Below are 25,738 nucleotides of genomic sequence, written 5' to 3' on the forward strand. Positions count from 1 at the left end.
GAACCGACCGCTCGACGACGGCGCGCTCGAAGGCGCGACAATGCTGCCCGAGGCCTTCACGCGCTGGTTTGCCCTGCGCGGCTGGCAGCCGCGCGCGCACCAGCTCGATCTGCTCGCGCGGGCAGAAGCTGGCCGTTCCGTCCTTCTCATAGCACCGACAGGCGCCGGCAAGACGCTCGCCGGCTTCATGCCGTCCCTGGTCGACTTGGCGCGGCGCGGCAAGCGCAGGCCGGGCGCAGCGGCGCAGGGCGTCCACACGCTCTACCTATCGCCCCTGAAGGCGCTCGCCGTCGACATCGAGCGAAACCTGACCCGGCCGGTCACCGAAATGGGTCTGCCGATCTCGATGGAGACGCGCACGGGCGATACGCCCGCGCACAAGCGCCAGCGCCAGAAGCAGGCACCGCCGGACATCCTCCTGACGACCCCCGAACAACTCGCGCTGATGCTGGCCTCGAAGGATGCCGAGCGCTTCTTCGCCGATCTGCGCTACGTGATCTTCGATGAACTCCACGCGCTGGTCACCTCCAAGCGCGGCCAGCTTCTCTCTCTCGGCCTTGCCCGTCTGCGCAAGTTCGTACCGGACCTGCGCACGATCGGCCTGTCGGCGACAGTGGCCGAGCCGGACGAACTTCGCCGCTGGCTCGTCAGCCAGAACCAACCTGGCGCGATGGCAGACCGCATCACGGTCGCCGGCGGCGCAAAGCCGGAGATCACCATCCTGGAATCCGCCGAGCGCGTGCCCTGGGCCGGCCATTCGGCGCAATATTCGATCCCGGAGATCTACGAGGCGATCAAGGCGCACCGCACCACGCTGCTTTTCGTCAACACGCGCAGCCAGGCCGAACGCCTTTTCCAGGAACTCTGGCACGTCAACGCCGACACGCTGCCGATCGCGCTCCATCACGGCTCGCTCGATGTCGGCCAGCGCCGGCGCGTGGAAAAGGCCATGGAAACCAACAGCCTGCGCGCCATCGTGGCCACGTCGACTCTCGACCTCGGCATCGACTGGGGCGACGTCGACCTCGTCGTCCATGTCGGCGCACCGAAGGGCGCGAGCCGCCTCGCCCAGCGCATCGGCCGCTCCAACCACCGCATGGACGAGCCGAGCCGCGCCATTCTCGTGCCGGCAAACCGGTTCGAGGTGCTGGAATGCCAGGCCGCGCTCGACGCGAATTATCTCGGCGCGCAGGACACGCCCTCGGTGGGCGAGGGCGGGCTTGACGTCCTCGCCCAGCACGTCATGGGCATGGCCTGCGCCGAGCCCTTCTTTGCCGACGATCTTTACCAGGAGATGGTCAGTGCCTCGCCTTACGTCGGCCTCGACCGCGAGACTTTCGACCGGATCGTCGATTTCGTCGCGACCGGCGGCTATGCGCTGCGCACCTATGAGCGCTTCGCCCGCATCCGCCAGATGAAGGACGGCCGCTGGCGCGTCTCGCATCCCATGATCGCGCAGCAATACCGCCTCAATGTCGGCACCATTGTCGAGGCGCCGATGCTGAACATCCGCCTCGTGCGCGGAAAGACGAAGAGCGCTTTGGCGGGCGGCTATTCGCTTGGCAAGATCGAGGAATATTTCCTCGAGACGCTGACGCCTGGCGACACCTTCATCTTTGCCGGCCAGGTCGTACGCTTTGCCGGTATCCGCGAGAACGAATGCTACGTGACGCCGGCGCCGGGAGCGGATGCGCTCGTCCCCTCCTATGGCGGCGGAAAATTTCCCCTGTCGACCTATCTTGCCGCCGAGGTGCGCGCCATGCTCGCAGATCCGTCCCGCTGGCACCGCCTTCCCGAACAGGTCGCCGAATGGCTGGCGATCCAGAAGGCGAAATCGGTCCTGCCGAGCCGCGACGATCTCCTGATCGAGACCTTTCCGCGCGGCAACCGGTTTTACATGGTCGCCTATCCGTTCGAAGGCCGCCTCGCGCACCAGACGCTGGGCATGCTGCTGACACGCCGGCTGGAGCGCGGCGGTGCCCGTCCGCTCGGTTTCGTCGCCACCGACTACGCCATCGCGATCTGGGGCCTGCGCGACATGGGCGCGCTGCATCGCTCGGGAAAGCTCACCTTCGGCGAACTCTTCGACGAGGACATGCTGGGCGACGACCTCGACGCGTGGCTCGCCGATAGCTGGCTGTTGAAGCGCACCTTCCGCAATTGCGCCGTGATTGCCGGCTTGATCGAGCGTCGCCACCCGGGCAAGGAGAAGTCCGGCCGGCAGGTGACGGTCTCGGCCGACCTGATCTATGACGTCCTGCGCAGTCATGATCCCGACCATATCCTGCTGCGCGCCACGCGCGCGGATGCGGCCACGGGGCTTCTGGATGTCAGGAGGCTTGGTGAGATGCTCTCGCGGGTGAAGGGTCGAATCATGCATAAGGACCTTCCGCGCATTTCGCCGCTCGCCGTTCCGGTCATGCTCGAGATCGGCAAGGAGCGCGTGGCGGGTGGAGCCGAGGAGGAACTTCTGGGCGAAGCCGCGGACAGTCTGATCGACGAGGCAATGGGTACGCAATGAATGTGACGACGCAGGGCCGTTTTTCAGCCACCAGCGAAACTGCCGTTCGCGGCGAGCGCGTGGTCTGCGATGCGCGCGGCGTGGCCTACTTCCCCGAAATGGAGCTGCTTGCCGTCTCCGACCTGCATCTGGAAAAAGGCTCGCGCTTTGCCCGCCGCGGCTACATGCTCCCACCTTACGATACCGCCGCGACGCTGGCACGCCTCGCAGCTGTCATCGCGGACTACGATCCGGCGATGGTTGTCTCGCTCGGCGACAGCTTCGACGATATCGGCGGCGCCGCGCGGATGCCGTCCGCCTATCGCGACCAGCTTCTCGCGCTGATGAAGGGCCGCGACTGGTTCTGGGTCGCCGGCAATCACGATCCTGAAAAGCCGGCCGATTTGCCCGGCGCCACCATAGAGGAGCTCGGCATCGGCAATGTCGTCTTCCGCCACGAGCCTTCGGCCGGGCGGCTGGCCGGCGAAATCGCGGGTCATCTCCACCCGGGCGCGCGCATCGTCCAGCGCGGCCGCTCGGTGCGCCGCCGCTGCTTCGCCGCCGACGGCAACCGCTTGATCATGCCAGCCTTCGGCTCGTTCACGGGCGCGCTCAACGTCCTCGATCGCGCGTTTGCGAACCTCTTCTGCCCCAACAATTTCGTCGCCTACATGCTCGGCACCGATCGGGTCTATCCGATGGACCGACGTCTCCTGCGCGCCGACTAATCCCGCTTGAAGATCATCCGGCCGAGCCAGCCGGTGACGACGGCGAGGAACACGGCGAAGATTCCGAACAGAAGCCCGTTCTCCTGTGCCGTACGATAGATGCGCTGTTCGAGGCCCGCCTTGACGATCGTGAGCTGGGCCGAGGTTTCCTTCACGAACGTTCCGTTGCGAAAGAGGAAGGCGCGGGCGCGGTGCGTGCCGACGGGCACGTTGGGCGCGAGCGCAACGGTAGCGCGAAAAAGGCTCGGCGAGAGAAACTGCACGCCGCCCACGCGCTCGTTGTAGAGGCCGGCAGCGCGCTTTTGCTCTCGCAGCGCCGCGGTGAATTCCGCGACCTTCGCCGGATCGCGCTGGCCTTCCTCCTCGACCGCGCGCAGGAAGATGTTTTCCGATCCCAGCGCAAGCTGGCGGTAGACCTGCGGTTGCGTCACGTCCTGCAGAGGCCGCGTCGTCGCAACCGAGTAGGAGACGGGAACGCTGGTGAAGCTTTGCGACTCGGTATTGATCCACACGCCGAGCACGCGCGTCTTCTTGCGCACGACGATCGGCCGCGCCGGACCTTCGAGCACGACGACGATGTCGTAGCGCCCCTGCCGCGCGAGCATCTGGTCGGCATTGTCGAGCGCGCCGAAGATCGTCAGGTCCGCGCCCGAAAAGTCGGACGAGATCGCGACCCGGTTGGTCGACAGGCCGATCTGGAAGGATTCGGGCGCATCGGCGTCCTGCGCCTGTGCAGGAGCCATTGGCGCGACGATGGCGAGGACGGCCAGCAGCGCGCGCATCTACATGCTCCCCGCGATCGCGAGCGAATAGGGGCTTGCTGGCGGTACGAAGAGGTCGACGGCAAGGCGTCCCGCAACCATCAGCACGAGCAGCGCGAGCAGCGCGCGCAACTGTTCGCCGCGCAGCTTCTGCCCGGCGCGCGCGCCATACTGCGCGCCCGCCACGCCGCCGATCATCAGGAGGAAGGCCAGGACGATGTCGACCGCCTGGTTGGTCGCGGCGTGGACGATCGTCGTGTAGGCGGCCACGAAGATGATCTGGAAAAGCGAGGTGCCGATGACGACGTTGGTCGGCACCTTGAGAAGATAGATCAGCGCCGGCACCATGATGAAGCCGCCGCCGACGCCCATGATCGAGGCGAGAAACCCGATGGCGGCGCCCAGGCCGAGCACGGGAATGACGCTGACGAAGAGCTTCGAAGTGCGAAACCGCATCTTGAGCGGCAGACGGTGGATCCAGTTGTGCTGGCCCGGCTTGCGCAGGCTTGCAGCCTGCCCGCCCTTGGCACGCCGCAGCGCGCGGATGCTTTCGGCCAGCATCAGGCCCCCGACCGTGCCGAGCAGCCCGACATAGAGCAGCGAGACGACCAGATCGAGCTGGCCGAGCCGGCGCAGGAAAGCAAAGACGAAGACGCCGATCGTCGAGCCGAAGATGCCGCCGAGCAGCAGCACCGTGCCGAGCTTGAAGTCGAGCGTCCCCTTTTTCACATGCGCGAGAACGCCCGATACGGACGAGGCCACAACCTGGTTGGCGCCCGTTGCGACTGCGATGGCGGGGGGGATGTTGTAGAAGATCAAAAGCGGCGTGATCAGGAACCCGCCGCCGACGCCGAACATGCCCGACAGGAAGCCGACCGCCCATCCCATGCCGAGTAGAACCAGCATGTTGACGGACAATTCGGCGATCGGGAGATAGATGCCCACCGGCTCATCTCGCTCAGTGTTCGGGAAGGGGGATTACCCTTGGATTTCATGGTCGAGGCAGGGTTGTTCTTGCGCTTTGAATGAGGCGAAGTCAAACCGCCGGCGCCTACTTTGCCGCAAAAAGTTGCGCCCGCCGATTGAGGCGGGCGTTTGGTTGCAAGAAGGTGGCAGAACGGTCTCAGCCGAGCGCGAGAAGGGCGCGCACCAGCGGCTCGTCGATCCGTCCCGTCGGCTCCATTTCGTTGTCCTTCTGGAAGGACGCGATGGCCGACGTGGTCCTGGTTCCCATGATCCCGTCCGGCGTGCCGGCATCGTAGCCATTGGCGTTGAGGATCGCCTGGACCCGCTTGATCGCCGCGTTCAGATCCACCCCTGCGGTCGCCTGCATGTCTTCGGTCCAGGCCTCCGGTACCGTAACGGAATTGGCCGCCTCGTCGAGCGGCTTGGGCGACCACAGCTCGACGGCTTTCTTTGCCTTGTCGAGATCGGCGGGCGAAAGGAGCTTGCCGACGTCGTCGCGCTTGCCTGCGGCATCCGCATCGCCGGCTTCGGCCACGATCGCGAACCATTTGTAGGCGGCCGCGAGGTCCTGCTTCATGCCGACGCCCTTGGCGGCAAGGATGCCCAGATTGAACTGGCTGTCGCGCACGCCCAGTTCAGCGGCCCTTGTGAAGTTGCGTGCCGCCGCCTCGTTGTCGGCGCGCCCGCTTGCGCCCATCGCGTGGAGGACGGCGAGATTGTGCATGGCGCTCGCATTGCCCTTGGCGGCGGCCTGTTCGTAAAGGTCGATCGCGCGCGGCAGGTCGCGCTCGACGCCCGTTCCCTTTTCGAGCATGTTGGCGAGGCGGTACTGCGCCGGCGCAAGGCCGGCCTTGGCAGCACTTTCATACCAGACGGCTGCTGCCTTCATGTCGGCGGCAACGCCGCGACCTTCGGCGTAACGGTTGCCGATTTCGAACCACGCTTTTGCATCGCCCGCCTCGGCCGCTTCGCGCAGAACGGCATTTCCAGCCTCCAGCGGCACGGCAGCGACGCGCGGCGCCTCCTCGGTCGGTGATGCTGCTGCGGCTTGCGGCTGCGGCTGGATAGGGGCGGGATTGCGCACGTCCGGCGTGATCGACGCGGTCGCCATTGGGGCGTCTGCCGCCACCGGCTGGACCGAAGCGGCCACCGGTTTCGCCGCTTCTATCTTCGGCGCTGGCGTCTTCGCCATCGCGGTCAGGTCGCGTACGGCGGTGGGTTCGGCGGCGTCTAGCGCCGGCTCGATCTTTTCGGACGTTTCCGCTGCTGCCACTGCGGCAAGTGTCACGGCTTCAGCAGGCTCCGCGGCGGCCACCGCATCCTCGCTCGTCAGCGTCTTGCCGATCTGCACGCCGGCAAGGGCGAGCGTTACCGCGATGATGCCCATCGAGACGGCGCGGTTTTTCGACTTGAGGAGCTTGGCCAGGCTGAAGCGCTGCGAGCCGTCGGCGGACTTGCCGGATTTCAGGGCCTCGGCCTCGGCGGCTGCGGCCTGCGCGGCGCGACGTGCGGCCGCGATGAAGTCGGCCTTGGCATCGACGTTAGGTGCGGTGTTTTCCTTCCCCTGAACCGAACGCTCGTCACGAACGCGGCGCATGATGGCGTTCAAGTCCGGCGAGCCGTGGCCGGGCTCGATTGGCTGGTTGACGATCGCGGGATCGATCGGCGCGTCGAGTTCGAATTCGGGCGCCGCAACGGCCGGCGCTGCTTGCGCATCGTCCTTTTCCCGCCGCTTGCGACCCAGGACCCGGGCGATCATGGAGCGCCGCTGTTCGGTGCTGGCCGACGCATCGGCTGCCGTGATCGTCGGGTCGTCCGCTTCGAGGCTCGGCTCCATCGACATGTCGTCGACATCGGCGTGAAGCGCGGGCGCCGCTGCAATGTCGACGCGCGCGGGCTCATGCTCCTCCTGCCCCTCATATTCCATCGCGCCGAGGCGTTCGACGATCTTCAGGAGCGTGTCGTGGATCGCCTCGAAGGTTTTGGTGTTGCGCTCGTCGGAGCGACGCGCGAGCCCCTCGAGCGCGCGCAGATCGTCGGCAAGGCCCTGCACGACGTCGTTGTCGCGCGAGCCGGTCGTGCCGAGTGCACGCGCGGCCTGTTCGGCGGCATCGCGCGCGGATTCGAGCATTGCGGCATGGTTGTCGGCGATGATGCGCTCCAGGCGCTCGAGACGCGGCGCGACATCCTCGAACTCGGCCGGTATGCGTGATGGGGACTGGATCGCTTCGGCCAGACCCGCGACCTGCGCCTCGAGGCTCTTGACCAGATCGGGGTCGATCGAGACGAGTGTTGCGGTCGTCGTTTCCAGGCGCTGCGAAATGCCGCCGAGACGTGTTTCGAAACTGTCGGCGAAGGCGGCAAGCCGCTCGTCCATCGCCGCCATCAGCGCGTCATGAGACGGAGCGGCCTGAACCGTTTCGAGCCGCTCGGCAAGCGCGCCCAGGCGCTGGTCCAACTCAGCGAAGAGCTGCTCGCTCTTTGCCGCGCCTGCTGCGCTGCGCTCGTCGATGGTCTGCGAGAAAGCGGCGAAGCGGCTTTCCACGCCCTTGAAGATTTCCGAAATGTCCGGCGAGGCGGGAATGGCGTCGACCTTGCCGGCAATGGCGCTCATCTGCTCGGCGAGCCGCGCCATCGCTTCGTGCGGCATCGCGGCGCGGGTGGCAATCTCGTCGATCCGCTCGCTCATGGCCGCGATCTGCGCGCCGATGTCGGCGGTCGGACGATCCTCGATCAGTTCGTCGATCTGCTTGGCAAGCGAGCCGATCCGCGCCTCGATGCGGTCGAACGGCTTGCCGTCGACGATGAGGCCGCGCCCGGCACCGGCCGAGGCGGCGATGGCGCGGGAGATTTCGTCGAGGCGCTCGTCGATCAGCGACAGTGCGCCGTCGCCGAGCGGGCCTTGCTTTTGCGCGAAGCGGTCCATGGCGGCGGCGAGCACCTTGAGCTTCTCGTCGAGCGCACGCATCGCAGCCGGTTCGGGCAAGGTCGATACCACGCTGCCGAGTTCTTCGAGGCGGCTCTGGATGCCCTTTACGAGATCGGATTCGGGGCCGGCAAAGGCGTCGAGCCGACGGTCGAGATCGTCCCAACGCTTCTCGGCGGTCGATTCGCGCGCCACGTCGGCGAGAGCCTGCCGGATTTCCTCCATCTCGGCCTGCAGACGGATCGCATTGTCTTCGCCGCCGCGGGCGGCGAGCGCGTCGATCATGCCGCCGAGACGGTCGACCTCGCCGGAGATTTCATCGGCGCGGCACGCGGTGGGTGCGGCGCGGGCCCCTTCGATCTGCGTCTTCAGTGCGGCGAATTCGCGCTCGATGCCTGTCGCCAGCTTGGCGTTGAGGTCGTCGCGCAGGAGTTTCAGTTCCGCTGCGATCGAGCCGGCGGCTTCGACGCTTTCCTCACGTCGACGCTGCGCATCGAAGTCTGCGGCGAGCTTTTCTGCCGCGATCGGTGCCGCGGGCTCGTCGCCGCGTCCTGAAATGCGTGACTCGAGTTCCGCCAGTGTGCGGTTGAGATCATCGATCGAGGTCGTCGGGCGCCGCCGCCGGCCGCTGTTCAAAGCATCGAGATAAGCCTGCTTGTGTGTCATCGTGCCGCCCGTTGCCCTCTGCCGGCTATCGCCGGACCCGTTGACGTTCCGGCGCGTCCCGGCGCCGGAGGATCCACGCCGTGAGGAACGAAATACGAGACAGATCACGGTGAGTCGCTGGAAAGCACCTTTCCTCATCCATGGTAAACAAGCCGTTAACCAAACTTACCAAAGTCGAGTGGCTGGCCCAGGCGTCGCTGCGCAAAGTGGCGCAGCCGAACGTTTCGCACTTGCAGCACATTCCGTCTCGGATTATATGCGCGCCCCATGCCTCGCTTGCCTTACGGAAAGCAGGGGACTTATTCGCGAAGGCGTCCTTCGCCTCGCCACAAATTTTCGCGACAAGCGAACCGAATCAAGAATCACGGGATCTGACATGAACATCATGCCGGCCGGCACTGACGTGGCCTCCTTTTCGAATGCATCGGGCGACGAGAATAGCGAACTGATGCGCATCGGCGATGTCGCGCGCAAGTTCGACGTCAGCCTGCGCACGCTGCGCTTCTACGAGGACAAGGGGCTGATCCAGCCCAAGCGCGAAGGCACGACGCGTCTTTATGCCCACCGCGACTTGGCGCGCCTCAAACTCATCACCTTCGGCACCAAGGTCGGCTTCTCGCTGCGCGAGATCAAGCAGATGATGGATCTCTACGATCCGAGCGGCACCAACATGAAGCAGTACCGCTTCGTCCTCGACAAGTCGGAGCGCCAGATCGCCCGTCTGGAGGAACAGCGCCGCCAGCTCGATGAGGCGATCGAGGAGCTGCGCCAGACGCGTGACGGGATTGCCTCGCTGGTCGAGGAGCGTCAGCGCGCCAACGCGGCCTGATCCAACCGACGTTCAGCATTTCTGAAGCCGGCTCCTCGCGAGCCGGCTTTTTTGTTGCGCGATGATCAGCGCCTATCAAACTTTGACGTTTACGCAAACGTCAAAGTTTGATAGGCATCCTCTCCGGATCAGCGCCCCGCCGGCAGGACCGGGAAAGGGGCTTTCAGCTTTCTTTCGGAGGAATGCCATGCCGACCTACAAGGCCCCCGTCGCGGACACCCTTTTCGTTCTGAATGAAGTTCTCGGCTATGAGCGCTATGGCAATCTCGCCGGCTTCTCCGATGCGACGCCGGACGTTCTGGAGGCAATCCTTCAGGAAGGCGCCAAGCTCGCCGAGAATGTGCTGCACCCGCTGAACCGCGTCGGCGACGAAGAAGGCTGCACCCGCCACGAGGACGGCTCGGTGACGACGCCCAAGGGCTTCAAGACGGCCTACGATCAGTATCGCGAAGGCGGCTGGATGGGGCTTTCCGTGCCGGCCGAGTTCGGCGGGCAGGGTCTGCCTTACACGGTCCATTCGGCGATCGGCGAATACATGTCATCCGCCAACATGGCGCTGATGATGTATCCCGGCCTGACGCAAGGCGCTGTCGCCGCGATCCTCGCCCATGGCTCGGACGAGCAGAAACACGCCTATCTGCCGAAGATGGTCGAGGGCGTCTGGACCGGCACGATGAACCTGACCGAGCCGCATTGCGGCACCGATCTCGGTCTCCTGCGCACCCGCGCCGTGCCGAACGGCGACGGCACCTACAAGATTTCAGGCCAGAAGATCTTCATCTCGGCCGGCGAACACGACATGTCGGAGAACATCATTCACCTGGTGCTCGCCCGCATCGAGGGCGCGCCGGAAGGCGTCAAGGGCATCTCGCTCTTCATCGTGCCGAAGTTCAGGCTCGATGCGAACGGCAATCCCGGGGAGAAGAACGGCGTCTCCTGCGGCTCCATCGAGGAGAAGATGGGCATTCATGGCAACGCCACCTGCGTCATGAACTATGACGAGGCCGAAGGCGTTTTGATCGGCCAGGAGAATGGCGGCCTGAAGGCCATGTTCGTGATGATGAACGAGGCGCGCCTCGGCGTCGGGCTGCAGGGCCTGTCGATCTCTGAAATCGCCTACCAGAACGCTGTCGTTTACGCCAAGGACCGTATCCAGGGCCGCTCGCTATCGGGCGCAAAGGCGCCGGAGAAGAAGGCCGACCCGATCATCGTCCACCCCGATATCCGCCGCAAGCTGATGACCATGCGCGCCATCAACGAGGCCGGCCGCGCGCTGATCCTGTGGACCGCGCTGAAGTCGGACGTCGCCCACCGCTCCGAGGACGCGAAGGAGCGCGAACAGGCGGAGGATCACATGAGCCTCATGACGCCGGTCATCAAGGGCGTCCTGACCGACAAGGGCTTCGACAATGCCGTCATGGCGCAGCAGGTCTATGGCGGCCATGGCTATATCGAGGAATGGGGCATGAGCCAGTTCGTGCGCGATGCCCGCATCGCGCAGATCTATGAGGGCGCCAACGGCATCCAGGCGCTCGACCTCGTCGGCCGCAAGCTCGGCCAGAATGGCGGCCGCGCCGTCCAGGCCTTCTTCAAGGATGTGGGCGCCTTCTGCGAGGAAAACCGCGCGGACGAGAAGATGGCGCCCTACACCAAGTCGCTGAAGAAGGGCCTCAACGATCTCCAGGCCGCCACCATGTGGTTGATGCAGAACGCGATGGGCAAGCCCGACAATGCCGGCGCCGCCTCGACCGACTACATGCATCTCTTCGGCCTCGTCTCGCTCGGCTACATGTGGGCCATGATGGCCAAGACCGCGCAGGAAAAGCTTAGCGAAGGCGCCAACGGTTCGGCCGCGTTCTACGAGAACAAGCTCGCCACCGCGCGCTTCTTCATGGATCGCCTGATGCCCGAGACGTCGGCCCATCTCGCCCGCATTTCGTCGGGCGCGGATTCCATGATGGCACTTTCGGCGGACGCCTTCTAAGCTCGGCCGTGTTCGGGCCTGATCTGTTCAGGCTTGAACTTTTTTGCTACCAATTTGGCCGCGCCCGGAAGAGGGGGCACGGTCATCGGAGGAGACCCTATTGGCAACGCATCCCGCAACAGTTCTCGGCCTGCCAAAACCCGATTGGGCCGGCGACGATGTCGCCATGCTCTACGATATGGCCGAGAAGTTTCTCGATGCCGAGATCGCGCCGCGCTATGAGGAATTCGAAAAGGCCGAGTGCTTCGACCGCGAGAGCTGGAAGAAGGCTGGCGAGGCGGGCCTTCTTTGCGCCTCCATGCCGGAAGAGTATGGCGGTTCGGGCGGCACCTACGCCCATGAGAGCGCCATCATCGAGGCGATCGGCCATGTCGGCGTCGACGGCTTCGGCATCTCGCTGCACAATTCCATCGTCGCGCCCTACATCCTCCACTACGGCTCCGAGGAGCAGAAAAAGAAGTGGCTGCCGAAGATGGCATCCGGCGAGCTGATTGGCGCCATCGCCATGACCGAGCCGGGCGCCGGTTCCGACCTCCAGGGCGTCAAGACGCGCGCGGAGAAGGACGGCAACCACTACCGCATCAACGGTTCCAAGACCTTCATCACCAACGGCCAGCTTGCCAACCTCATCATCGTCGTCGCCAAGACTGATCCGTCGGCCGGCGCCAAGGGCACGTCGCTGATCGTCGTCGAGACCGACGAGGTCGAGGGCTTCGAGCGCGGCCGCAACCTCGACAAGATCGGCCTGAAATCGAACGACACGTCCGAGCTCTTCTTCAACGATGTGCGCGTCCCGACCTCCAATCTCCTTGGCCACGAGGAAGGGCAGGGCTTCATCCAGTTGATGCAGCAATTGCCGCAGGAACGCCTGCAGATCGGCGCCGGCGCCATCGCCATGATCGAGCGCGCGCTGTCGCTTACCATCGACTACGTCAAGGAGCGCAAGGCCTTCGGCAAGGCCGTCATCGATTTCCAGAACACCCAATTCAAGCTTGCCGAACTGAAGACCGAGGCGACGGTCGGCCGCGTTTTCTACAATGACTGCGTCGCGCGCCACGTGAACGGCGGCCTCGACCCGGTCACCGCCTCCATGGCGAAGTACTGGCTGTCGGACCTGCAGAACAAGATCGTCGACGAGTGTCTGCAGCTCTTCGGCGGCTACGGTTACATGAACGAATATCCGATCGCGCGCATGTTCCGCGACGCCCGTGTCCAGCGCATCTATGGCGGCACCAACGAGATCATGAAGCTCCTGATCGCCCGCTCGCTCTGAGGAGAACGAATGTCGCAGCACGTCGCCGAACTGAGCTGGACGCGGGAAGCCGGAGCGGACTTCCTTGCAGGCCGCTATTCGCGTGTTCACGAGTTGCGCTTCGATGGCGGAGCGATCTTGGCGGCATCCGCTTCGCCCGCCCTCGTGCCCGCACCCCATAGCGACGCCGCCGCCATCGACCCGGAGGAAATGTTCGTCGCCTCGCTCGCCTCCTGCCACATGCTGTGGTTTCTCGATTTTGCCAGACGGGCGAAGATCGACATCCGTTCCTATATGGATCGGGCAGAGGGCACGATGGCGAAGAATGCGCATGGCCGCATGGCCATCGTCAAGGTCACGCTTCGCCCGCGCGTCGAATGCGACGGCGATGCAGCGACCATCGAAGAGTTGCATCACAAGGCGCATGACGCCTGCTTCATTGCCAATTCGGTCACGACCGATGTGACGGTCGAACCCCAGTTCTGAGGATCAGAGGAGAACCCCGATGACTGACGTATTCGTCTATGACGCCGTGCGCACGCCGCGCGGCCGCGGCAAGAAGGACGGCTCGCTGCACGAAGTCCCGGCAGTGCGCCTCGGCGCCAAGGTTCTGGAAGCCGTGCGCGACCGCAACGGGATCGATACCGCCAATGTCGACGACATCGTCTTCGGCTGCGTCGACCCTGTCGGCGAGGCCGGCTCGGTCATCCCGCGCTCCTCGGCCTTCGAAGCGGGCTATGACATGAAGGCGCCCGGCATCCAACTGTCGCGCTTTTGCGCATCGGGCCTAGATGCCATCAATCTCGGCGCGGCCAAGATCGCGGGCGGCTCGGACGAGCTCGTCGTCGCGGGCGGCGTCGAATCCATGTCGCGCGTCGGCATGGGTATGTCGGGCGGCGCCTGGTTCATGGATCCTTCGGTCGGCCTGCCCGGCTATTTCATGCCGCAGGGCGTCTCCGCCGACCTGATCGCGACCAAGTACGGCTTTTCCCGCGACGACGTGGACGCCTATGCCGTCGAGAGCCAGAAGCGCGCCGCGAACGCCTGGAAGAACGGCTACTTCAAGAATTCGGTCGTGCCGGTGAAGGACCAGAACGGCCTCACCATTCTCGATCATGACGAGCACATGCGCCCGTCCACCGACATGCAGTCGCTGGCTTCGCTCAACCCGTCCTTCGTGATGCCCGGCGAGATGGGCGGCTTCAACGCCGTCGCCATCCAGCGTCACCCTGAGGTCGAGGCCATCAACCACGTCCACCATGCAGGCAATTCGTCCGGCATCGTCGATGGCGCGGCGGCTGTGTTGCTCGGCTCCAGGGAGGGCGGCGAGAAGCTGTCGTCGAAGCCGCGCGCGCGCATCAAGGCCTTCACCAATATCGGCTCCGAACCGGCACTCATGCTGACCGGCCCCGTCGACGTGACCGAAAAGCTCCTCGAACGCGCCGGCATGCAGCTTTCCGACATCGACCTGTTCGAACTCAACGAGGCGTTCGCCTCGGTCGTCCTGCGCTACATGCAGGCCTTCGACATTCCGCACGACAAGATCAACGTCAATGGCGGCGCGATCGCCATGGGCCACCCGCTCGGCGCGACCGGCGCGATGATCTTCGGCACCGTCCTCGACGAACTGGAGCGCCGCGATTTGAACACCGCACTCGTCACGCTTTGCATCGGCGCGGGCATGGGCACCGCGACGATCATCGAGCGCGTTTGATTAGGGCGGAGGAGATTTGACAATGGCTGACTACAAGAACTTCACCGTCGAAACCGATGCCGACGGCATCGCGCTCGTCACCTGGGACATGCCCGACCGCTCGATGAACGTCTTCACCGAAGAGGTGATGGACGAGCTCGACAAGATCATCGACCAGGTCGCCGGCGAGGCCGCGATCAAGGGCGCGGTCATCACCTCTGGCAAGGACACCTTCTCCGGCGGCGCGGACCTGACCATGCTCAACCGCATGCTCGGCATCTTCGCCAAGGAAAAGACGACCAATCCCGACGCTGCCATGAAGATGCTCTTCGACGGCGCGGGCCGCATGTCGTGGCTCTGGCGCAAGCTGGAGACGAGCGGCAAGCCCTGGGTCTCGGCGATCAACGGCACCTGCATGGGCGGCGCGTTCGAACTGTCGCTCGCCTGCCATGGCCGCGTGGCGGCCGACAGCGACAGCGTCAAGATGGCGCTTCCCGAAGTCAAGGTCGGCATCTTCCCCGGTGCCGGCGGCACGCAGCGCGTGCCGCGCCTGACCGATCCGCAGTCCGCTCTCCAGATGCTGACCACCGGCCAGAACCTTTCGCCGAAAAAGGCGAAGTCGATGGGCCTGATCCACGAGATCGCCGCCCCCGACAAGCTGATCGAAACCGCCAAGGGAATGATCAAGAACGGTCTGAAGGCAACGCAGCCCTGGGACGAGAAGGGCTTCAAGTTGCCCGGCGGCCCCGTCTATTCGGCCGCCGGCGCGAACCTGTGGCCGCCGGCGATCGCCATCCTGCGCCGCGAGACCTACGGCAACTATCCGGCAGCCGCCGCGATCCTGAAATGCGCCTATGAAGGCCTCCTCGTGCCCTTCGATACGGCGCTCAAGATCGAGCAGCGCTATTTCACCGAAATCCTGCGCTCGACCGAAGCGGCGATGATGATCCGTTCGCTCTTCATCTCGCTGCAGGAATTGAACAAGGGCGCGCGTCGCCCTGCTGGCATTGAGCCGACTAAGTTCTCCAAGATCGGCGTTCTGGGTGCTGGATTCATGGGCGCGGGCATTGCCTTCGTCACCGCGAAGGCGGGCATCCCCGTCGTGCTTCTGGACCGCGACACCGCGTCAGCCGAAAAAGGCAAGGCGCACTCGGCCGGCCTGATGGACGGTGCGATCAAGAAGGGCCGCGCCACTGAGGACGACAAGGAAAAGCTCCTCTCGCTGATCACGCCGACCGACGACTATGCCAAGCTCGAAGGCTGCGACCTCGTCATCGAGGCCGTATTCGAGGATTCGGAAGTCAAGAAGAGCGCGACCGAGAAGACCGAGGCTGTCATCGCGGACAGTGCGATCTTCGCCTCCAACACCTCGACAATCCCGATCACGGGCCTGGCGAAGAACTCGAAGCGGCCCGACAAGTTCATCGGTATCCACTTCTTCTCGCCCGTCGACAAGATGATGCTCGTCGAGATCATCCTTGGCGAAAAGACCGAGGACAAGGCGCTCGCCACCGCGATCGACTATGTCCGCGCGATCAAGAAGACGCCGATCGTCGTCAACGACACGCGCGGCTTCTACGTCAATCGCTGCGTGCTGCGTTACATGTCGGAAGCCTTCAAGATGCTGATCGAGGGCGTGCCCCCGGCGATGATCGAAAACGCGGCCAAGATGGCCGGCATGCCGGTCGGCCCGCTCGCGCTGACCGACGAGACGGCGATCGACCTCGCCCAGAAGATCATGAAGCAGACCATCCGCGACATGGGCGAGGGCGCCGTCGATCCGAAGCAGTTCGAACTCATCAACACGATGGTCGACACCCACGGACGGCACGGTCGCAAGAACGGCAAGGGCTTCTACGACTATCCGGCCAAGCCGGCAAAGAAGCATCTTTGGTCGGACCTGAAGACGCTCTACCCGCAGCAGGACGCCGACTCGATCGACGTCGAGGAATTGAAGCAGCGCTTCCTCGTCGTCATCGCCCTTGAAGCGGCGCGCGTCATGGAAGAGGGCATCGTCACCGACCCGCGCGAAGCGGATGTCGGCTCGATCCTCGCCTTCGGTTTCGCACCCTATACGGGCGGTGCGCTGTCCTACATCGACGGAATGGGCGTGAAGAACTTCGTTGCCCTCGCCGAGAAGCTTGGCGGCGAATACGGCAAGGAGTTCGAGGTTCCAGCGCTCCTGAAGGACATGGCCGCCAAGGGCGAGACCTTCTACCAGCGCTTCGATCCCTATGCGGGCACGAAGAAAGCGGCCTGACGGGTCGCCACATCGATCGGCCGGGCGGGCAACCGCCCGGCCTTTTCATTGAGGGAAAGTGGATATGTATGTTTGGGGGCGCCTCGCGCGCATGGTGGCCACGGCGAAATCGCGCGGACCGTTCCGTCCGGGCGACGAGAGCCGTCTGAAGTTCCGCTGCCTGCCGTCGGACATCGACCGCAACATGCATCTGAACAATGCGCGCTACATGATGCTGGCCGATGTCGGCCGCGTCGACATCTTCCTGCGCCTCGGCTTCCTCGGGCTCGCACGCGAGCGCGGCTGGGGGCCGATGATGGGCGGTCTGCAGTCCGTCTATGTTCGCGAGATCAAGCTGTGGCAGCGCTTCGAGGTCGTCACCACCGTCGAGACCTGGACCGACCGCCATTTGATCGGCCGTCACCGCTTCCTGCACGAGGACGGCCGCACCGCCGCCGTCATCATGACGACAGCCGGCGTCTACGACCGTGGCAACCGCCGCTTCGTCCCGATCGACGAACTGATCGCCGAACTCGGCATCGATGCCACCCCGCGCCCGCTCTCGGGCCAGGAAGAGGCGTTTTTGGCCTCGCATCAAGGCTTGCGCGAACTGGCGAAGACCGCTTGATTACGGGCCGAACGGAGACCCACATGTCGCGCATCATCGACTACTACCTCATCGGCTCCTCGCCATACGCCTATCTCGGCCACAAAGCTCTCCATGAGATCGCCGCGCGCCATGGCGCGACGATCCGCTACAAGCCGATCGACATCATGGGCGTCTGGGCGAATTCGGGCTCGGTCCCGCTCGGCCAGCGCACGCCGCTTCGCCAGCGCTACCGCCGCATCGAACTGCAGCGCTTCCGGGAGATGCGGGGGCTCATGCTCAATCTCGAGCCGAAATTCTTCCCCGTCGATTCCGCCCTTGCCGATCGCGTCGCCATCGCGCTCGTGGACGCGGGCGCCGATCCGTCCGGCTATCTGTGGCGCGTCCACGAGGGCGTCTGGGCGAAGGACGAGAACATCGCCGACCGCGGGCAGCTCGGCGCCTATCTCGCGGCGGAAGGCCACGATGCACAGGCGATCCTAGCCGCCGCCGATACCGCGCAGGCTGAGGACCGCCGCCGGGCCAACACGCAGGCCGCCGCGTCGAGCGATGCCGTCGGCGCTCCGGTCTACGTACTCGATGGCGAGCCGTTCTGGGGCCAGGACCGGCTCGACCTCCTTGACGCCATGCTGACGACGGGCCGAGCGGCCTACCGGCCGTGAGGCTGGACAAGCGGCCCGTGTCGCGTTACCACGCTCAAGGTATATTTTCCTCTAGCGGGGTGCGCCATGCTCTCCCATGACAAGGTATGGGCTGCGATCGATGCGCTGGCTGCGCGCAACGCGCTGTCGGCATCGGGGTTGGCCAAGCGCGCCGGCCTCGATTCCACCGCCTTCAACAAGTCGAAGCGCCAGTCCGCCGACGGCCGCCCACGCTGGCCGTCGACGGAATCGCTGGCGAAAGTCATGGACGCGACGGGCGCCTCGATCGACGATTTGCTTGACCTCCTTAAGGCCGATGGCGAGGCGCGCGCCGCGCCGTCGACGGTGCCCCTGATCGGCTTCGCACAGGCCGGTGCCGGCGGCTATTTCGACGATGCGGGCTTTCCCGCCGGCCATGGCTGGGATCAGGTCACGCTGCCGGCTGGCGCGGGCGAGGGAGCGTACGCGCTGACGGTGCAGGGCGATTCGATGCTGCCACTCTATCGCGACGGTGATGTGCTGATCGTCGATCCGGCCGCGCAGGTCCGAAAGGGTGACCGCGTCGTCGCCAAGACGGTCAGCGGCGAAGTCACGGCCAAGGTGCTGGCGCGCAAATCCGCCAGGACGGTCGAACTCCAGTCGCTCAATCCGGACCATCCCGACCGCTCGATCCCGGCAGGCGACATCGTCTGGATGGCGCGGATCGTCTGGGCGAGCCAGTAGCATGCGTCCAGCCGCGCTCCTGGTGGGTGTCGGCGGCCTCGTCCTCGTCGGCGCCGTCGTGTTCGGCTGGGGCCAGAGCGAACGGGCGTCCGGTCCCTCCGTGCCCGAGATTTCGCAAGACCCGCCGCCGCCTGTCGAGGAAACGGCGCAGCCACCGGCGCCCAAGGCCGAACGCGTCGGCCGCCCGATCGCGCCGACCATCGCGGCTCCGCCCGTCGACATCACGCAACTCGAGCGCGTGGCGCCGCGCGAACCCTTGAGCCCGCTCGGCGCGCCGGAGGACCCCGCGACGCGTCCACCGCGCGAAACGCTCCTTCATCGCCCTGTCGCCGTTGATGCCGGCACGATCGAGGCGGAAGGCCACCGAGTCGCCCTGGAGGGAATCGAGATCGTCGCCGTTGGCGAGACCTGCGAAGACGGCGGTCGGTCGTGGCCGTGCGGCGTCCATGCCCGCACGGCCTTCCGCAACTATCTGCGCGGCCGTGCGATCGCCTGCACCGTTCCGGGAACGCCCGGCGGCGAGACGATTGTCAGCCGCTGCAAGCTCGGCCCGGCCGATCCCGCCGAATGGCTGGTCGCCCAGGGCTGGGCGCGCGCAGCGCCCGGAAGCGATTACGAGGATGAAGAAAGAGCGGCGGTCGAGGCCGAACGCGGCATTCACGGTGCCGCGCCCGGTTCGAACTGACTACTGCAATTCGCCCTTGAGCGCCTTGTCGATCAGCGCCCGCGTGTTGTCGATGCCGTAGAGCGCGGCGAAAGAGCCGAAGCGCGGCCCGCGCTCCTGTCCGATCAAAACCTGATAGATCATCTGGAAGAACGCGACCGAAACGCCCGGACCACCGGTCGGGCTCTTCTTGGCATGATCCTGGTAGCGCTCGATCGAGCGCGCCACGTCGAGCGCCGCGTTCTGGATCGCTTCGCCGTCGGCATTGGCGGGCAGTGTCGCAAGGACGTTTGAAAGCGCCGCCAAGGCCTCCCGCTCGGCATCGTCCGGGGCACGAAACGCTTTCGTCGGCTTCACGAAGTCGTCGAAGTAGCGAATCGCATAGGCGGTCAGCCGGTCGAGTTCGGGATGCGTCTGCGGCGTCACGCCCGGCGCATGGCGCGAGATGAAGCCCCACAGCACCGCCTTGTCATGTGCATTCGATGCCGAGACAAGGTTGAGCAGGAGCGCGAAGGTGACCGGCAGCTCGATCTGGGGCGGATTGCCGTCATGGATGTGCCAGACCGGATTGCCGAGCCGCTCCTTCCAGTCCTGACGCGGATAGGCAGCGAGAAACTGGTAGTATTCGTCGACGGCACGCGGGATGACGTCGAAATAGAGCTTCTTGGCCTGGCGTGGCCGCTGAAACATGTAGAGCGCCAGGCTCTCGGTCGGCGCATAGGTCAGCCACTCGTCGATGGTCAGGCCGTTGCCCTTGGACTTCGAGATCTTCTGCCCGTTTTCGTCGAGGAAGAGCTCGTAGACGAAGTGCTCCGGCGCCTTGCCGTCGAGAATTTCGCAAATCCGGTCGTAGATGACGGCATTGGTCTGGTGATCCTTGCCGAACATCTCGAAATCGACGCCGAGCGCGGCCCATCGCATGCCGAAATCCGGCTTCCATTGAAGCTTCACCGCACCGCCGGTGACGGGCAGGGTGGTCTCGGTTCCGTCTTCGTCGTCGAAGGTGATGGTGCCGGCTTCGGCATCCACCTTCTTCATCGGCACGTAGAGCACGCGGCCGGTCTTGGGTGAGATCGGCAGGAACGGGCTGTAGGTCGCCTGGCGCTCGGCCCCGAGCGTCGGCAGCATCACATCCATGATCTGCTGGAAGCGCTTGGCAGCCAGAAGCAGCACCTGGTCGAACCTGCCGGCCTTGTAGTACTGCGTCGCGCTGGCGAACTCGTAGTCGAAGCCGAACGTGTCGAGGAAGCGGCACAGCATCGTGTTGTTGTGGTCGGCAAAGCTCGTATAGTCGCCGCCGAACGGGTTCGGTACGGCGGTCAGCGGCTTGTGCATGTGCGGTTCGAGAAAGGCGCGGTCGGGCACGTTTTCCGGGATCTTGCGCATTCCGTCCATGTCGTCGGAAAAGCAAAGGAGGTTCGTCGCCACCTTGTCCTCGGTCAGGATGCGGAACGCATGGCGTACCATCGACGTGCGCGCCACCTCGCCGAACGTGCCGATATGCGGCAGGCCGGAGGGGCCGTATCCGGTCTCGAAAAGGATGGTCTGCGGCCAGTCCTTGCCTTCATAGCGTTTGACGATCTTGCGCGCTTCCTCGAACGGCCAGGCTTTCGATGCCTTTGCTGCCTCGAGAATTTCCGGGGTCAAATGGAGCGCGTTCGATCCTGTGGTCGCCATCTTGTCGTTATCCGCTTTCTGGAAGCCCGCTGGAGCGGGCGGGCTTGGTCTATGCGGGTGTGGGCCGAGCGTCAATCTTTGGCGCCCCGATGCTGGTGGTTTGCATTTGCGGTCTCGCGTCGCTCTGCCTAGATTTGAAGCTGATCCAGGAGAGGTGAGCGTCATGGCGAAGACAAGACCCGAGGAAGCCTTCCGCGTCCGCGAGACTGCGACCAGATTGTCGCCGCAGGAGGCGATGGTCTACATCATGGTCATCACATCGGCGGCCGACCGGGACATGGGCGACGAGGAGCTCGCACGCATCGGCGCGATCGTGCGCACGCTGCCGCTCTTCGACGGGTTCGATCAGGCCGGAACGCTGCGTATTGCGCAGAACTGCCAGAAGGCGCTGACGGCTGAGGGCGGACTGACCGACGTTCTCGAGGCGATCCGCGTCTCGCTGACGCCGCGCTTGCGTGAGACGGCCTATGCTCTGGCTGTCGACGTTGCCGCGATCGATCTCGACATCCGCGAGGAGGAGGATCGCATCCTCGACATCGTCAAGGCGCGTTTTTCCATCGATCCGCTCGCCGCCGCCGCCATCGAACGAGCCGCCGCGATCCGCCACCGCGTCGAGGATTGAGTTAGAAGAAGCTCACCGGAAAATAGCGCAGATACAGCTCTGCGAAGCGACCGCTGGCGTCGATCTCGCGCAAGGCGGAATCGAATGCGGTTGCCAGGTCCGCATTGTCGCGCGTTACCGCGATCGTCAGCCCTTGGCCCAGATATTCGGGGGCAAGGTACGGCCCGCCGACGAAGGCGCAGCAATCGTCAGGCTCGTCGCCCGCCAGCCAGTTGGCAATCCGCATTCCATCCGAAAAGGCCGCATCGATGCGCCCGGCCTTCAGGTCACGCAGCATCCAGTCCGCGCGCGAGAATGGAACGACGACCGCGTCGGGAAAGTGGGCCCGCAGGAGCGCTTCATGCGCCGAACCACTGACGACGCCGACCCGCTTGCCCCGGATCGAGCGGTGAAGGGGCTCCGGCAAGCCGGCCGAGCGCGCCGCCACGAACCGCGCGGGAAACTTCAGGTAGGGCCGCGTGAAGGATAGCTGTTCGCGCAGTTCCGCCGTCGGCGCCAGGCCGGCAATGATCGCCTCGCCGTCGCCGTTTTCCAGGGCCGGGACGAGTTCATCCCATGGCAGGGCCTGGATCTGGCAGACGGCATCAAGCGACAATTGGCGGCAGATGTCTCGCGCCAGGTCGACATGGAAGCCGATCAACTGATTGTTGGCGTCGAGCGAACTGAACGGCGGAAAATCGACCGTCGTCAGGAAGCGCAGCCGCGGCAACTCGATCTGCGGTCGCTCGATGCGCTCCCGCGCGTCCCAGAAGCTTGGAATCTGCGGGCTCTGCGCAAAGGCCGGTACAAGAGCCGAAAGAAAAAAGGCAAGAAGGGCGGCGCGCATCATCTGGTCGTCGGGTCCTTGGCGAGCGGCAGGTGAAGGGTGAAGGTCGCGCCTTCGCCGGGGGCGGAGCGGATGGTCAGCCGCCCCTTGTGGCGTGTCAGGATATGCTTGACAATGGCAAGACCAAGGCCCGTGCCCTTCTGTGCCCGGCTGGTCTCGACATCGACGCGGTAGAAGCGCTCCGTCACGCGCGGAATGTGCTCGGCGGGAATGCCGGGCCCGTGGTCGCGCACCGAAAGCGAAGCTTCTTCCTCGTCGTTCGAAAGCGCGATGTCGAGGCGCTTGCCCGACTGTCCGTACTTGCAGGCGTTCTCGACGAGGTTCTCGACGACCTGCACGATCTCGTCGGCATTGGCGAGGACGAAGACCGGCTCGGCAGGCAGGTCGAGCTCCAGCGCCATCTCGTTCTCGCGGATCATCTGGCCGAGCGAATCCGTCACCTCGCGTGCCAGCGCCACGAGATCGACCGTGGTGCCGGCGCCGGCGAGCGGCTTCATCTCCAGCCGCGACAGCGACAGGAGGTCGTCGATCAGCCGCGCCATGCGGCCGGTCTGCGTGTGCATGATCTGCAGGAAGCGTTCGCGCGCTTCCGCATCGTTGCGCGCGGGGCCGCGCAGCGTCTCGATGAAGCCCGAGATCGAGGCGAGCGGCGTGCGCAGTTCATGGCTCGCATTGGCGATGAAATCCGCTCGCATCCGGTCGATGCGCCGCGTCTCGCTCTGGTCGCGAAAATGGAGCGCGAAGCGCCCGTCCTCGCCGATCCGCGTGACGCTGACCTTGAAGCTGCGCTCGATCGGAACCCGTTCACCATAGTCCACGGGCCGCACGGCCATGCCGGAGAGCGCCGCCTCGATCAGTTCCTGCATTTCGGGGCTGCGAAATCGCAGGGCGACGAGCTCGCCCGGGTGAACGCGGCCAAAGGCGAGCGAGGCCGCGGCATTGGCGAAGATCACGACGCCGTGCCGATCGGCCAGGATCAGAGGATCGGCGATTGCGGCCGCGAGTTCCGATCCGCTCGGCAGGTTGTCGGGCGCGGCAGCGGCCAGGGTCGGCGCTTTCGCCTCTTGTCGGGCAGGTCCGGCGCGTGGCGCAAGCGCCGCGACGAATACTGCCAGCGCGGCTGCAATCCCCGCCGCGACCTGTCCCGAAAGACCGGCAAGCAGAACGATTGCGGCAAGAGCGACGGTTAGCAGCAGTGCATTGTCGCGCAGCCGCATGCGCCAGCGAGCCGCCGATCGCCGGGCAGACAGGGACGATGTGGGACTGTCGCTTGCCACCTTTGCCCCTCGCTGAACTTCGGCTGGACCGGAACCTTGCCCCCACATAGCATGCTCCCCGGAAATCGAAAGGATATCCGATGAATGCGACGCTTCTGCCCGGCGATCCGATCGCGCCGGTTCGCCTGGATGTTCGCGGCCAGGAGCGTGTTTTCGACATCGACGACCCTGAATTGCCCGGCTGGATCGACGACCATCACCTGACGGCGGACGATTTCCCCTATCGCGAACGCATGCCGAAGAAGGAATACGAGGCCGCGCTCGAGAAGATGCAGATCGAACTCGTCAAGCTCCAGTACTGGCTCCAAGCGTCCGGCGAGCGCGTCATGATGCTGTTCGAGGGGCGCGACGCTGCCGGCAAGGGCGGCACGATCTTCGTCATCCGCCGCTACATGAACCCCCGCACGGCGCGCAACGTGGCGCTGACCAAGCCGTCCGAAGTCGAGCGCGGACAATGGTATTTTCAGCGCTACGTCGCGCACTTTCCGACCGCCGGCGAGTTCGTCACCTTCGATCGCTCCTGGTACAATCGCGGCGTGGTCGAGCCGGTCATGGGTTTTTGCACGCCGGCCGAGACCGAAAAGTTCTTTCGCGAGGTGCCGACCTTCGAGGCGGCGCTGGTCGACGACGGCATCCATTTGTTCAAGTTCTGGCTGAACATCTCGCACGAGACCCAGCTCAAGCGCTTCCACGACCGCCGGCACGACCCGTTGAAGACCTGGAAGTTCTCGCCGATCGACGTTGCAGGCCTGTCGCGCTGGGCCGATTACACCGCCGCGCGCGACGCGATGCTGGAGCGCACGCACAGCCAGGTCGTACCGTGGATCGTCGTGCGGGCGAACGACAAGCGCCGCGCCCGGCTGGCCGTGATGGCGCGCATCCTGCGCGCCTTGCCCTATGAGGGTCGCGACATGAATGCGATCGAACAGCTCGACACGAGCATCATCGCGGACTACCGCTCTGCCGAACCGCTGCCGGAGTGACCTTCGCATCTGCCTTCAAGCAGGTCCCGGTCTGGACATCGATCGCGGTTTCACGCCGAACGAGCCTGCCCGTTGGCGGATGGGGCGTCTTTTCCCAAAGATGCGGCCGGCGCACGAGGTGCCACAGCGCGCGCCAGGCCCCGTGGGACAACGCCAGCCAGTAGATCGGCGTCGCGAGCGCGACCTTCCAGAAGCCCGGGCGTTCCGAGGGCGCGAGCGTGCGCCGGCCCAGCACCAGGAATGCGGCATAGCCTGCGACGACATTGAAGATGTCGAGCGCGAATATCGCCGCATGAGTGGTGGGCAGGCTGCCCTTCATCAGGAGGATCGTCGAGAGCGCTATGATCGTCACGACGAAAAATACATGCGCCAGCGCGGAGACCACCATGCCCGCGAACAAGATCTGCATCAGGATGAAATTGCCCAAGCCCAGGTCGCGCATCAGGTCGCGCGGCCCACGCATGTGGACGAGCCATGTCTGCATCCAGCCCTTGATCGAATATTTTGATCCGCTATCCTCTGCCGTCCACGAGTGACCATGATGGTCGTTAAGAGACGGGATACTAAGCAGATTTCAGTGACTCGAGAATTGGTACAGGGATGCATCGAATGTCCGTTATAGTCCGCGTCCGTTCGCCCGCGTCTGCCAATCCTGTTGCTATGGTGTTGTCACGCGGCATCCATTCTTCAGAGGAGACGAGGCCTTGAAGAAGCGACTAACTAATGTCGTCCTCGGCGCGCTTCGCGCGAGCGTTCGCCCCTACTACGTCTCTGACGACCAGCAGAGCGGATTGCGGGTGCGTGTTGCCACATCCGGCGCCCTGACGTGGAATGTTGCGTACCGGATCAAAGGGGAGCCATCTGCCAGGAGCACCTCTCTGGGCCCCTGCGATGCAGTTGCGCGGAACGGACTGGGGCTAGCAGAAGCACGCGAGCGAGCGGCTGCGATTCTCAAGGCTGCGCGCCAGGGGCGGGATCTTCTGCAAGAGGAGCGGGAGGTGCGTCGCGTCCAGAAGGATCTCCTAAGTGTAGCGGCACTTATCGAGCGTGATCAGCCCCCACTGACGGGTCCGGCTGGAATGTTAGTGCATTGACGGTCTTGTTGCCAGCGCGGGCGGCATCGCTGGTTGGGTTTGCAGGGCCGTCCGCGCGGCGAAGGCTGGGATGAAGACCT

General features: G+C 64.9%; 22 protein-coding genes. 15 read left to right on the plus strand and 7 right to left on the minus strand.

Annotation, left to right across the window (positions count from 1 at the left end; all coding sequences use genetic code 11):
• Positions 1-40 precede the first annotated feature (40 nt).
• Both GTK01_RS15060 and pdeM read left to right on the plus strand, forming a co-directional pair.
• Positions 41-2,521, plus strand: a complete 2,481-nt coding sequence (locus tag GTK01_RS15060; RefSeq protein ID WP_252927405.1) for a ligase-associated DNA damage response DEXH box helicase — start codon at positions 41-43, stop codon at positions 2,519-2,521.
• Positions 2,518-3,228, plus strand: coding sequence for a ligase-associated DNA damage response endonuclease PdeM (pdeM, locus tag GTK01_RS15065; protein ID WP_252927314.1), 711 nt, complete (start codon positions 2,518-2,520; stop codon positions 3,226-3,228). Before GTK01_RS15060 ends, pdeM begins: the two co-directional genes overlap by 4 nt.
• Here pdeM and GTK01_RS15070 read toward each other — a convergent pair.
• From GTK01_RS15070 to GTK01_RS15080, 3 genes are all read right to left on the minus strand, one after another.
• Positions 3,225-4,010, minus strand: coding sequence for a TIGR02186 family protein (locus tag GTK01_RS15070; RefSeq protein WP_252927315.1), 786 nt, complete (start codon positions 4,008-4,010; stop codon positions 3,225-3,227). The genes pdeM and GTK01_RS15070 overlap by 4 nt on opposite strands.
• Positions 4,011-4,934 (minus strand): TSUP family transporter, encoded by a 924-nt coding sequence (locus GTK01_RS15075; RefSeq protein WP_252927317.1) that lies wholly within the window; start codon positions 4,932-4,934, stop codon positions 4,011-4,013. It lies immediately after the preceding gene.
• Between the two features lie 178 nt (positions 4,935-5,112).
• Positions 5,113-8,547, minus strand: a complete 3,435-nt coding sequence (locus GTK01_RS15080; protein ID WP_252927319.1) for a peptidoglycan-binding protein — start codon at positions 8,545-8,547, stop codon at positions 5,113-5,115.
• Positions 8,548-8,923: 376 nt separating this feature from the next.
• Here GTK01_RS15080 and GTK01_RS15085 point away from each other — a divergent pair, with 376 nt between their 5' ends.
• From GTK01_RS15085 to GTK01_RS15130, 10 genes are all read left to right on the plus strand, one after another.
• Positions 8,924-9,376: a MerR family DNA-binding transcriptional regulator gene (locus GTK01_RS15085; protein ID WP_371924356.1), complete on the plus strand. Its 453-nt coding sequence runs from the start codon at positions 8,924-8,926 to the stop codon at positions 9,374-9,376.
• A 187-nt stretch (positions 9,377-9,563) separates the two neighbouring features.
• Complete coding sequence (locus tag GTK01_RS15090; RefSeq protein WP_252927321.1) at positions 9,564-11,360, plus strand: acyl-CoA dehydrogenase C-terminal domain-containing protein; 1,797 nt, start codon at positions 9,564-9,566, stop codon at positions 11,358-11,360.
• A 166-nt stretch (positions 11,361-11,526) separates the two neighbouring features.
• A complete protein-coding gene (locus tag GTK01_RS15095) occupies positions 11,527-12,633 on the plus strand; it encodes an acyl-CoA dehydrogenase family protein (protein WP_252927410.1) in 1,107 nt (368 codons plus the stop codon).
• Between the two features lie 9 nt (positions 12,634-12,642).
• The gene (locus tag GTK01_RS15100; RefSeq protein ID WP_252927323.1) at positions 12,643-13,098 is read left to right on the plus strand and encodes an OsmC family protein; all 456 of its coding nucleotides are present in this window, start codon (positions 12,643-12,645) and stop codon (positions 13,096-13,098) included.
• A gap of 19 nt (positions 13,099-13,117) precedes the next feature.
• Positions 13,118-14,326, plus strand: a complete 1,209-nt coding sequence (locus tag GTK01_RS15105) for an acetyl-CoA C-acetyltransferase (RefSeq protein WP_252927324.1) — start codon at positions 13,118-13,120, stop codon at positions 14,324-14,326.
• A gap of 22 nt (positions 14,327-14,348) precedes the next feature.
• Positions 14,349-16,565, plus strand: coding sequence for a 3-hydroxyacyl-CoA dehydrogenase NAD-binding domain-containing protein (locus GTK01_RS15110; RefSeq protein ID WP_252927326.1), 2,217 nt, complete (start codon positions 14,349-14,351; stop codon positions 16,563-16,565).
• A gap of 64 nt (positions 16,566-16,629) precedes the next feature.
• On the plus strand, positions 16,630-17,172 hold the full coding sequence (locus GTK01_RS15115) for a thioesterase family protein (protein ID WP_252927329.1): 543 nt from the start codon (positions 16,630-16,632) through the stop codon (positions 17,170-17,172).
• 23 nt (positions 17,173-17,195) lie between these two features.
• Entirely contained in the window at positions 17,196-17,813 is a 618-nt protein-coding gene (locus tag GTK01_RS15120) for a 2-hydroxychromene-2-carboxylate isomerase (RefSeq protein ID WP_252927331.1), read from the plus strand.
• A 66-nt stretch (positions 17,814-17,879) separates the two neighbouring features.
• On the plus strand, positions 17,880-18,515 hold the full coding sequence (locus GTK01_RS15125) for a helix-turn-helix transcriptional regulator (RefSeq protein ID WP_252927334.1): 636 nt from the start codon (positions 17,880-17,882) through the stop codon (positions 18,513-18,515).
• 1 nt (position 18,516) lies between these two features.
• Entirely contained in the window at positions 18,517-19,200 is a 684-nt protein-coding gene (locus GTK01_RS15130) for a thermonuclease family protein (RefSeq protein WP_252927337.1), read from the plus strand.
• Here the strand turns inward: GTK01_RS15130 and GTK01_RS15135 are convergent, their stop codons facing one another.
• Positions 19,201-20,856 (minus strand): lysine--tRNA ligase, encoded by a 1,656-nt coding sequence (locus GTK01_RS15135; protein WP_252927340.1) that lies wholly within the window; start codon positions 20,854-20,856, stop codon positions 19,201-19,203.
• Positions 20,857-21,019: 163 nt separating this feature from the next.
• Here GTK01_RS15135 and GTK01_RS15140 point away from each other — a divergent pair, with 163 nt between their 5' ends.
• On the plus strand, positions 21,020-21,478 hold the full coding sequence (locus GTK01_RS15140; protein ID WP_252927343.1) for a tellurite resistance TerB family protein: 459 nt from the start codon (positions 21,020-21,022) through the stop codon (positions 21,476-21,478).
• A gap of 1 nt (position 21,479) precedes the next feature.
• On the opposite strand, the gene GTK01_RS15145 is transcribed toward GTK01_RS15140, so the two are convergent.
• Positions 21,480-22,304 carry a transporter substrate-binding domain-containing protein gene (locus GTK01_RS15145; protein WP_252927346.1) on the minus strand — a complete coding sequence of 275 codons (825 nt, stop codon included), beginning with the start codon at positions 22,302-22,304 and terminating at the stop codon, positions 21,480-21,482.
• The gene (locus GTK01_RS15150; RefSeq protein ID WP_371924357.1) at positions 22,304-23,581 is read right to left on the minus strand and encodes an ATP-binding protein; all 1,278 of its coding nucleotides are present in this window, start codon (positions 23,579-23,581) and stop codon (positions 22,304-22,306) included. Before GTK01_RS15150 ends, GTK01_RS15145 begins: the two co-directional genes overlap by 1 nt.
• Positions 23,582-23,661: 80 nt before the next feature.
• Here GTK01_RS15150 and ppk2 point away from each other — a divergent pair, with 80 nt between their 5' ends.
• Positions 23,662-24,564, plus strand: a complete 903-nt coding sequence (gene ppk2, locus GTK01_RS15155) for a polyphosphate kinase 2 (RefSeq protein ID WP_252927350.1) — start codon at positions 23,662-23,664, stop codon at positions 24,562-24,564.
• Here ppk2 and GTK01_RS15160 read toward each other — a convergent pair.
• Positions 24,524-25,048, minus strand: a complete 525-nt coding sequence (locus GTK01_RS15160) for a hypothetical protein (protein ID WP_252927353.1) — start codon at positions 25,046-25,048, stop codon at positions 24,524-24,526. The two genes, ppk2 and GTK01_RS15160, sit on opposite strands and share 41 nt — an antisense overlap.
• Positions 25,049-25,268: 220 nt before the next feature.
• On the opposite strand from GTK01_RS15160, the gene GTK01_RS21105 reads away from it, so the two are divergent.
• On the plus strand, positions 25,269-25,658 hold the full coding sequence (locus GTK01_RS21105; RefSeq protein ID WP_371924358.1) for an integrase arm-type DNA-binding domain-containing protein: 390 nt from the start codon (positions 25,269-25,271) through the stop codon (positions 25,656-25,658).
• Positions 25,659-25,738 lie beyond the last annotated feature (80 nt).

This window comes from Aliihoeflea sp. 40Bstr573 (assembly GCF_024105655.1).
Lineage (GTDB): Bacteria > Pseudomonadota > Alphaproteobacteria > Rhizobiales > Rhizobiaceae > Aliihoeflea.

Excerpts from the sequence above, each read along its gene's own strand:
- GTK01_RS15115 (WP_252927329.1), top strand. The coding sequence starts at position 16,630 with ATGTATGTTTGGGGGCGCCTCGCGCGCATGGTGGCCACGGCGAAATCG.
- GTK01_RS15100 (WP_252927323.1), top strand. The coding sequence starts at position 12,643 with ATGTCGCAGCACGTCGCCGAACTGAGCTGGACGCGGGAAGCCGGAGCG.
- GTK01_RS15125 (WP_252927334.1), top strand. The coding sequence starts at position 17,880 with ATGCTCTCCCATGACAAGGTATGGGCTGCGATCGATGCGCTGGCTGCG.
- ppk2 (WP_252927350.1), top strand. The coding sequence starts at position 23,662 with ATGAATGCGACGCTTCTGCCCGGCGATCCGATCGCGCCGGTTCGCCTG.
- GTK01_RS15130 (WP_252927337.1), top strand. The coding sequence starts at position 18,517 with ATGCGTCCAGCCGCGCTCCTGGTGGGTGTCGGCGGCCTCGTCCTCGTC.
- GTK01_RS15120 (WP_252927331.1), top strand. The coding sequence starts at position 17,196 with ATGTCGCGCATCATCGACTACTACCTCATCGGCTCCTCGCCATACGCC.
- GTK01_RS15060 (WP_252927405.1), top strand. The coding sequence starts at position 41 with ATGCTGCCCGAGGCCTTCACGCGCTGGTTTGCCCTGCGCGGCTGGCAG.
- GTK01_RS15160 (WP_252927353.1), bottom strand. The coding sequence starts at position 25,048 with ATGCAGACATGGCTCGTCCACATGCGTGGGCCGCGCGACCTGATGCGC.
- GTK01_RS15090 (WP_252927321.1), top strand. The coding sequence starts at position 9,564 with ATGCCGACCTACAAGGCCCCCGTCGCGGACACCCTTTTCGTTCTGAAT.
- pdeM (WP_252927314.1), top strand. The coding sequence starts at position 2,518 with ATGAATGTGACGACGCAGGGCCGTTTTTCAGCCACCAGCGAAACTGCC.
- GTK01_RS15095 (WP_252927410.1), top strand. The coding sequence starts at position 11,527 with ATGCTCTACGATATGGCCGAGAAGTTTCTCGATGCCGAGATCGCGCCG.
- GTK01_RS15105 (WP_252927324.1), top strand. The coding sequence starts at position 13,118 with ATGACTGACGTATTCGTCTATGACGCCGTGCGCACGCCGCGCGGCCGC.
- GTK01_RS15135 (WP_252927340.1), bottom strand. The coding sequence starts at position 20,856 with ATGGCGACCACAGGATCGAACGCGCTCCATTTGACCCCGGAAATTCTC.
- GTK01_RS15070 (WP_252927315.1), bottom strand. The coding sequence starts at position 4,010 with ATGCGCGCGCTGCTGGCCGTCCTCGCCATCGTCGCGCCAATGGCTCCT.
- GTK01_RS15080 (WP_252927319.1), bottom strand. The coding sequence starts at position 8,547 with ATGACACACAAGCAGGCTTATCTCGATGCTTTGAACAGCGGCCGGCGG.
- GTK01_RS15140 (WP_252927343.1), top strand. The coding sequence starts at position 21,020 with ATGGCGAAGACAAGACCCGAGGAAGCCTTCCGCGTCCGCGAGACTGCG.
- GTK01_RS15110 (WP_252927326.1), top strand. The coding sequence starts at position 14,349 with ATGGCTGACTACAAGAACTTCACCGTCGAAACCGATGCCGACGGCATC.
- GTK01_RS15085 (WP_371924356.1), top strand. The coding sequence starts at position 8,924 with ATGAACATCATGCCGGCCGGCACTGACGTGGCCTCCTTTTCGAATGCA.
- GTK01_RS15145 (WP_252927346.1), bottom strand. The coding sequence starts at position 22,304 with ATGCGCGCCGCCCTTCTTGCCTTTTTTCTTTCGGCTCTTGTACCGGCC.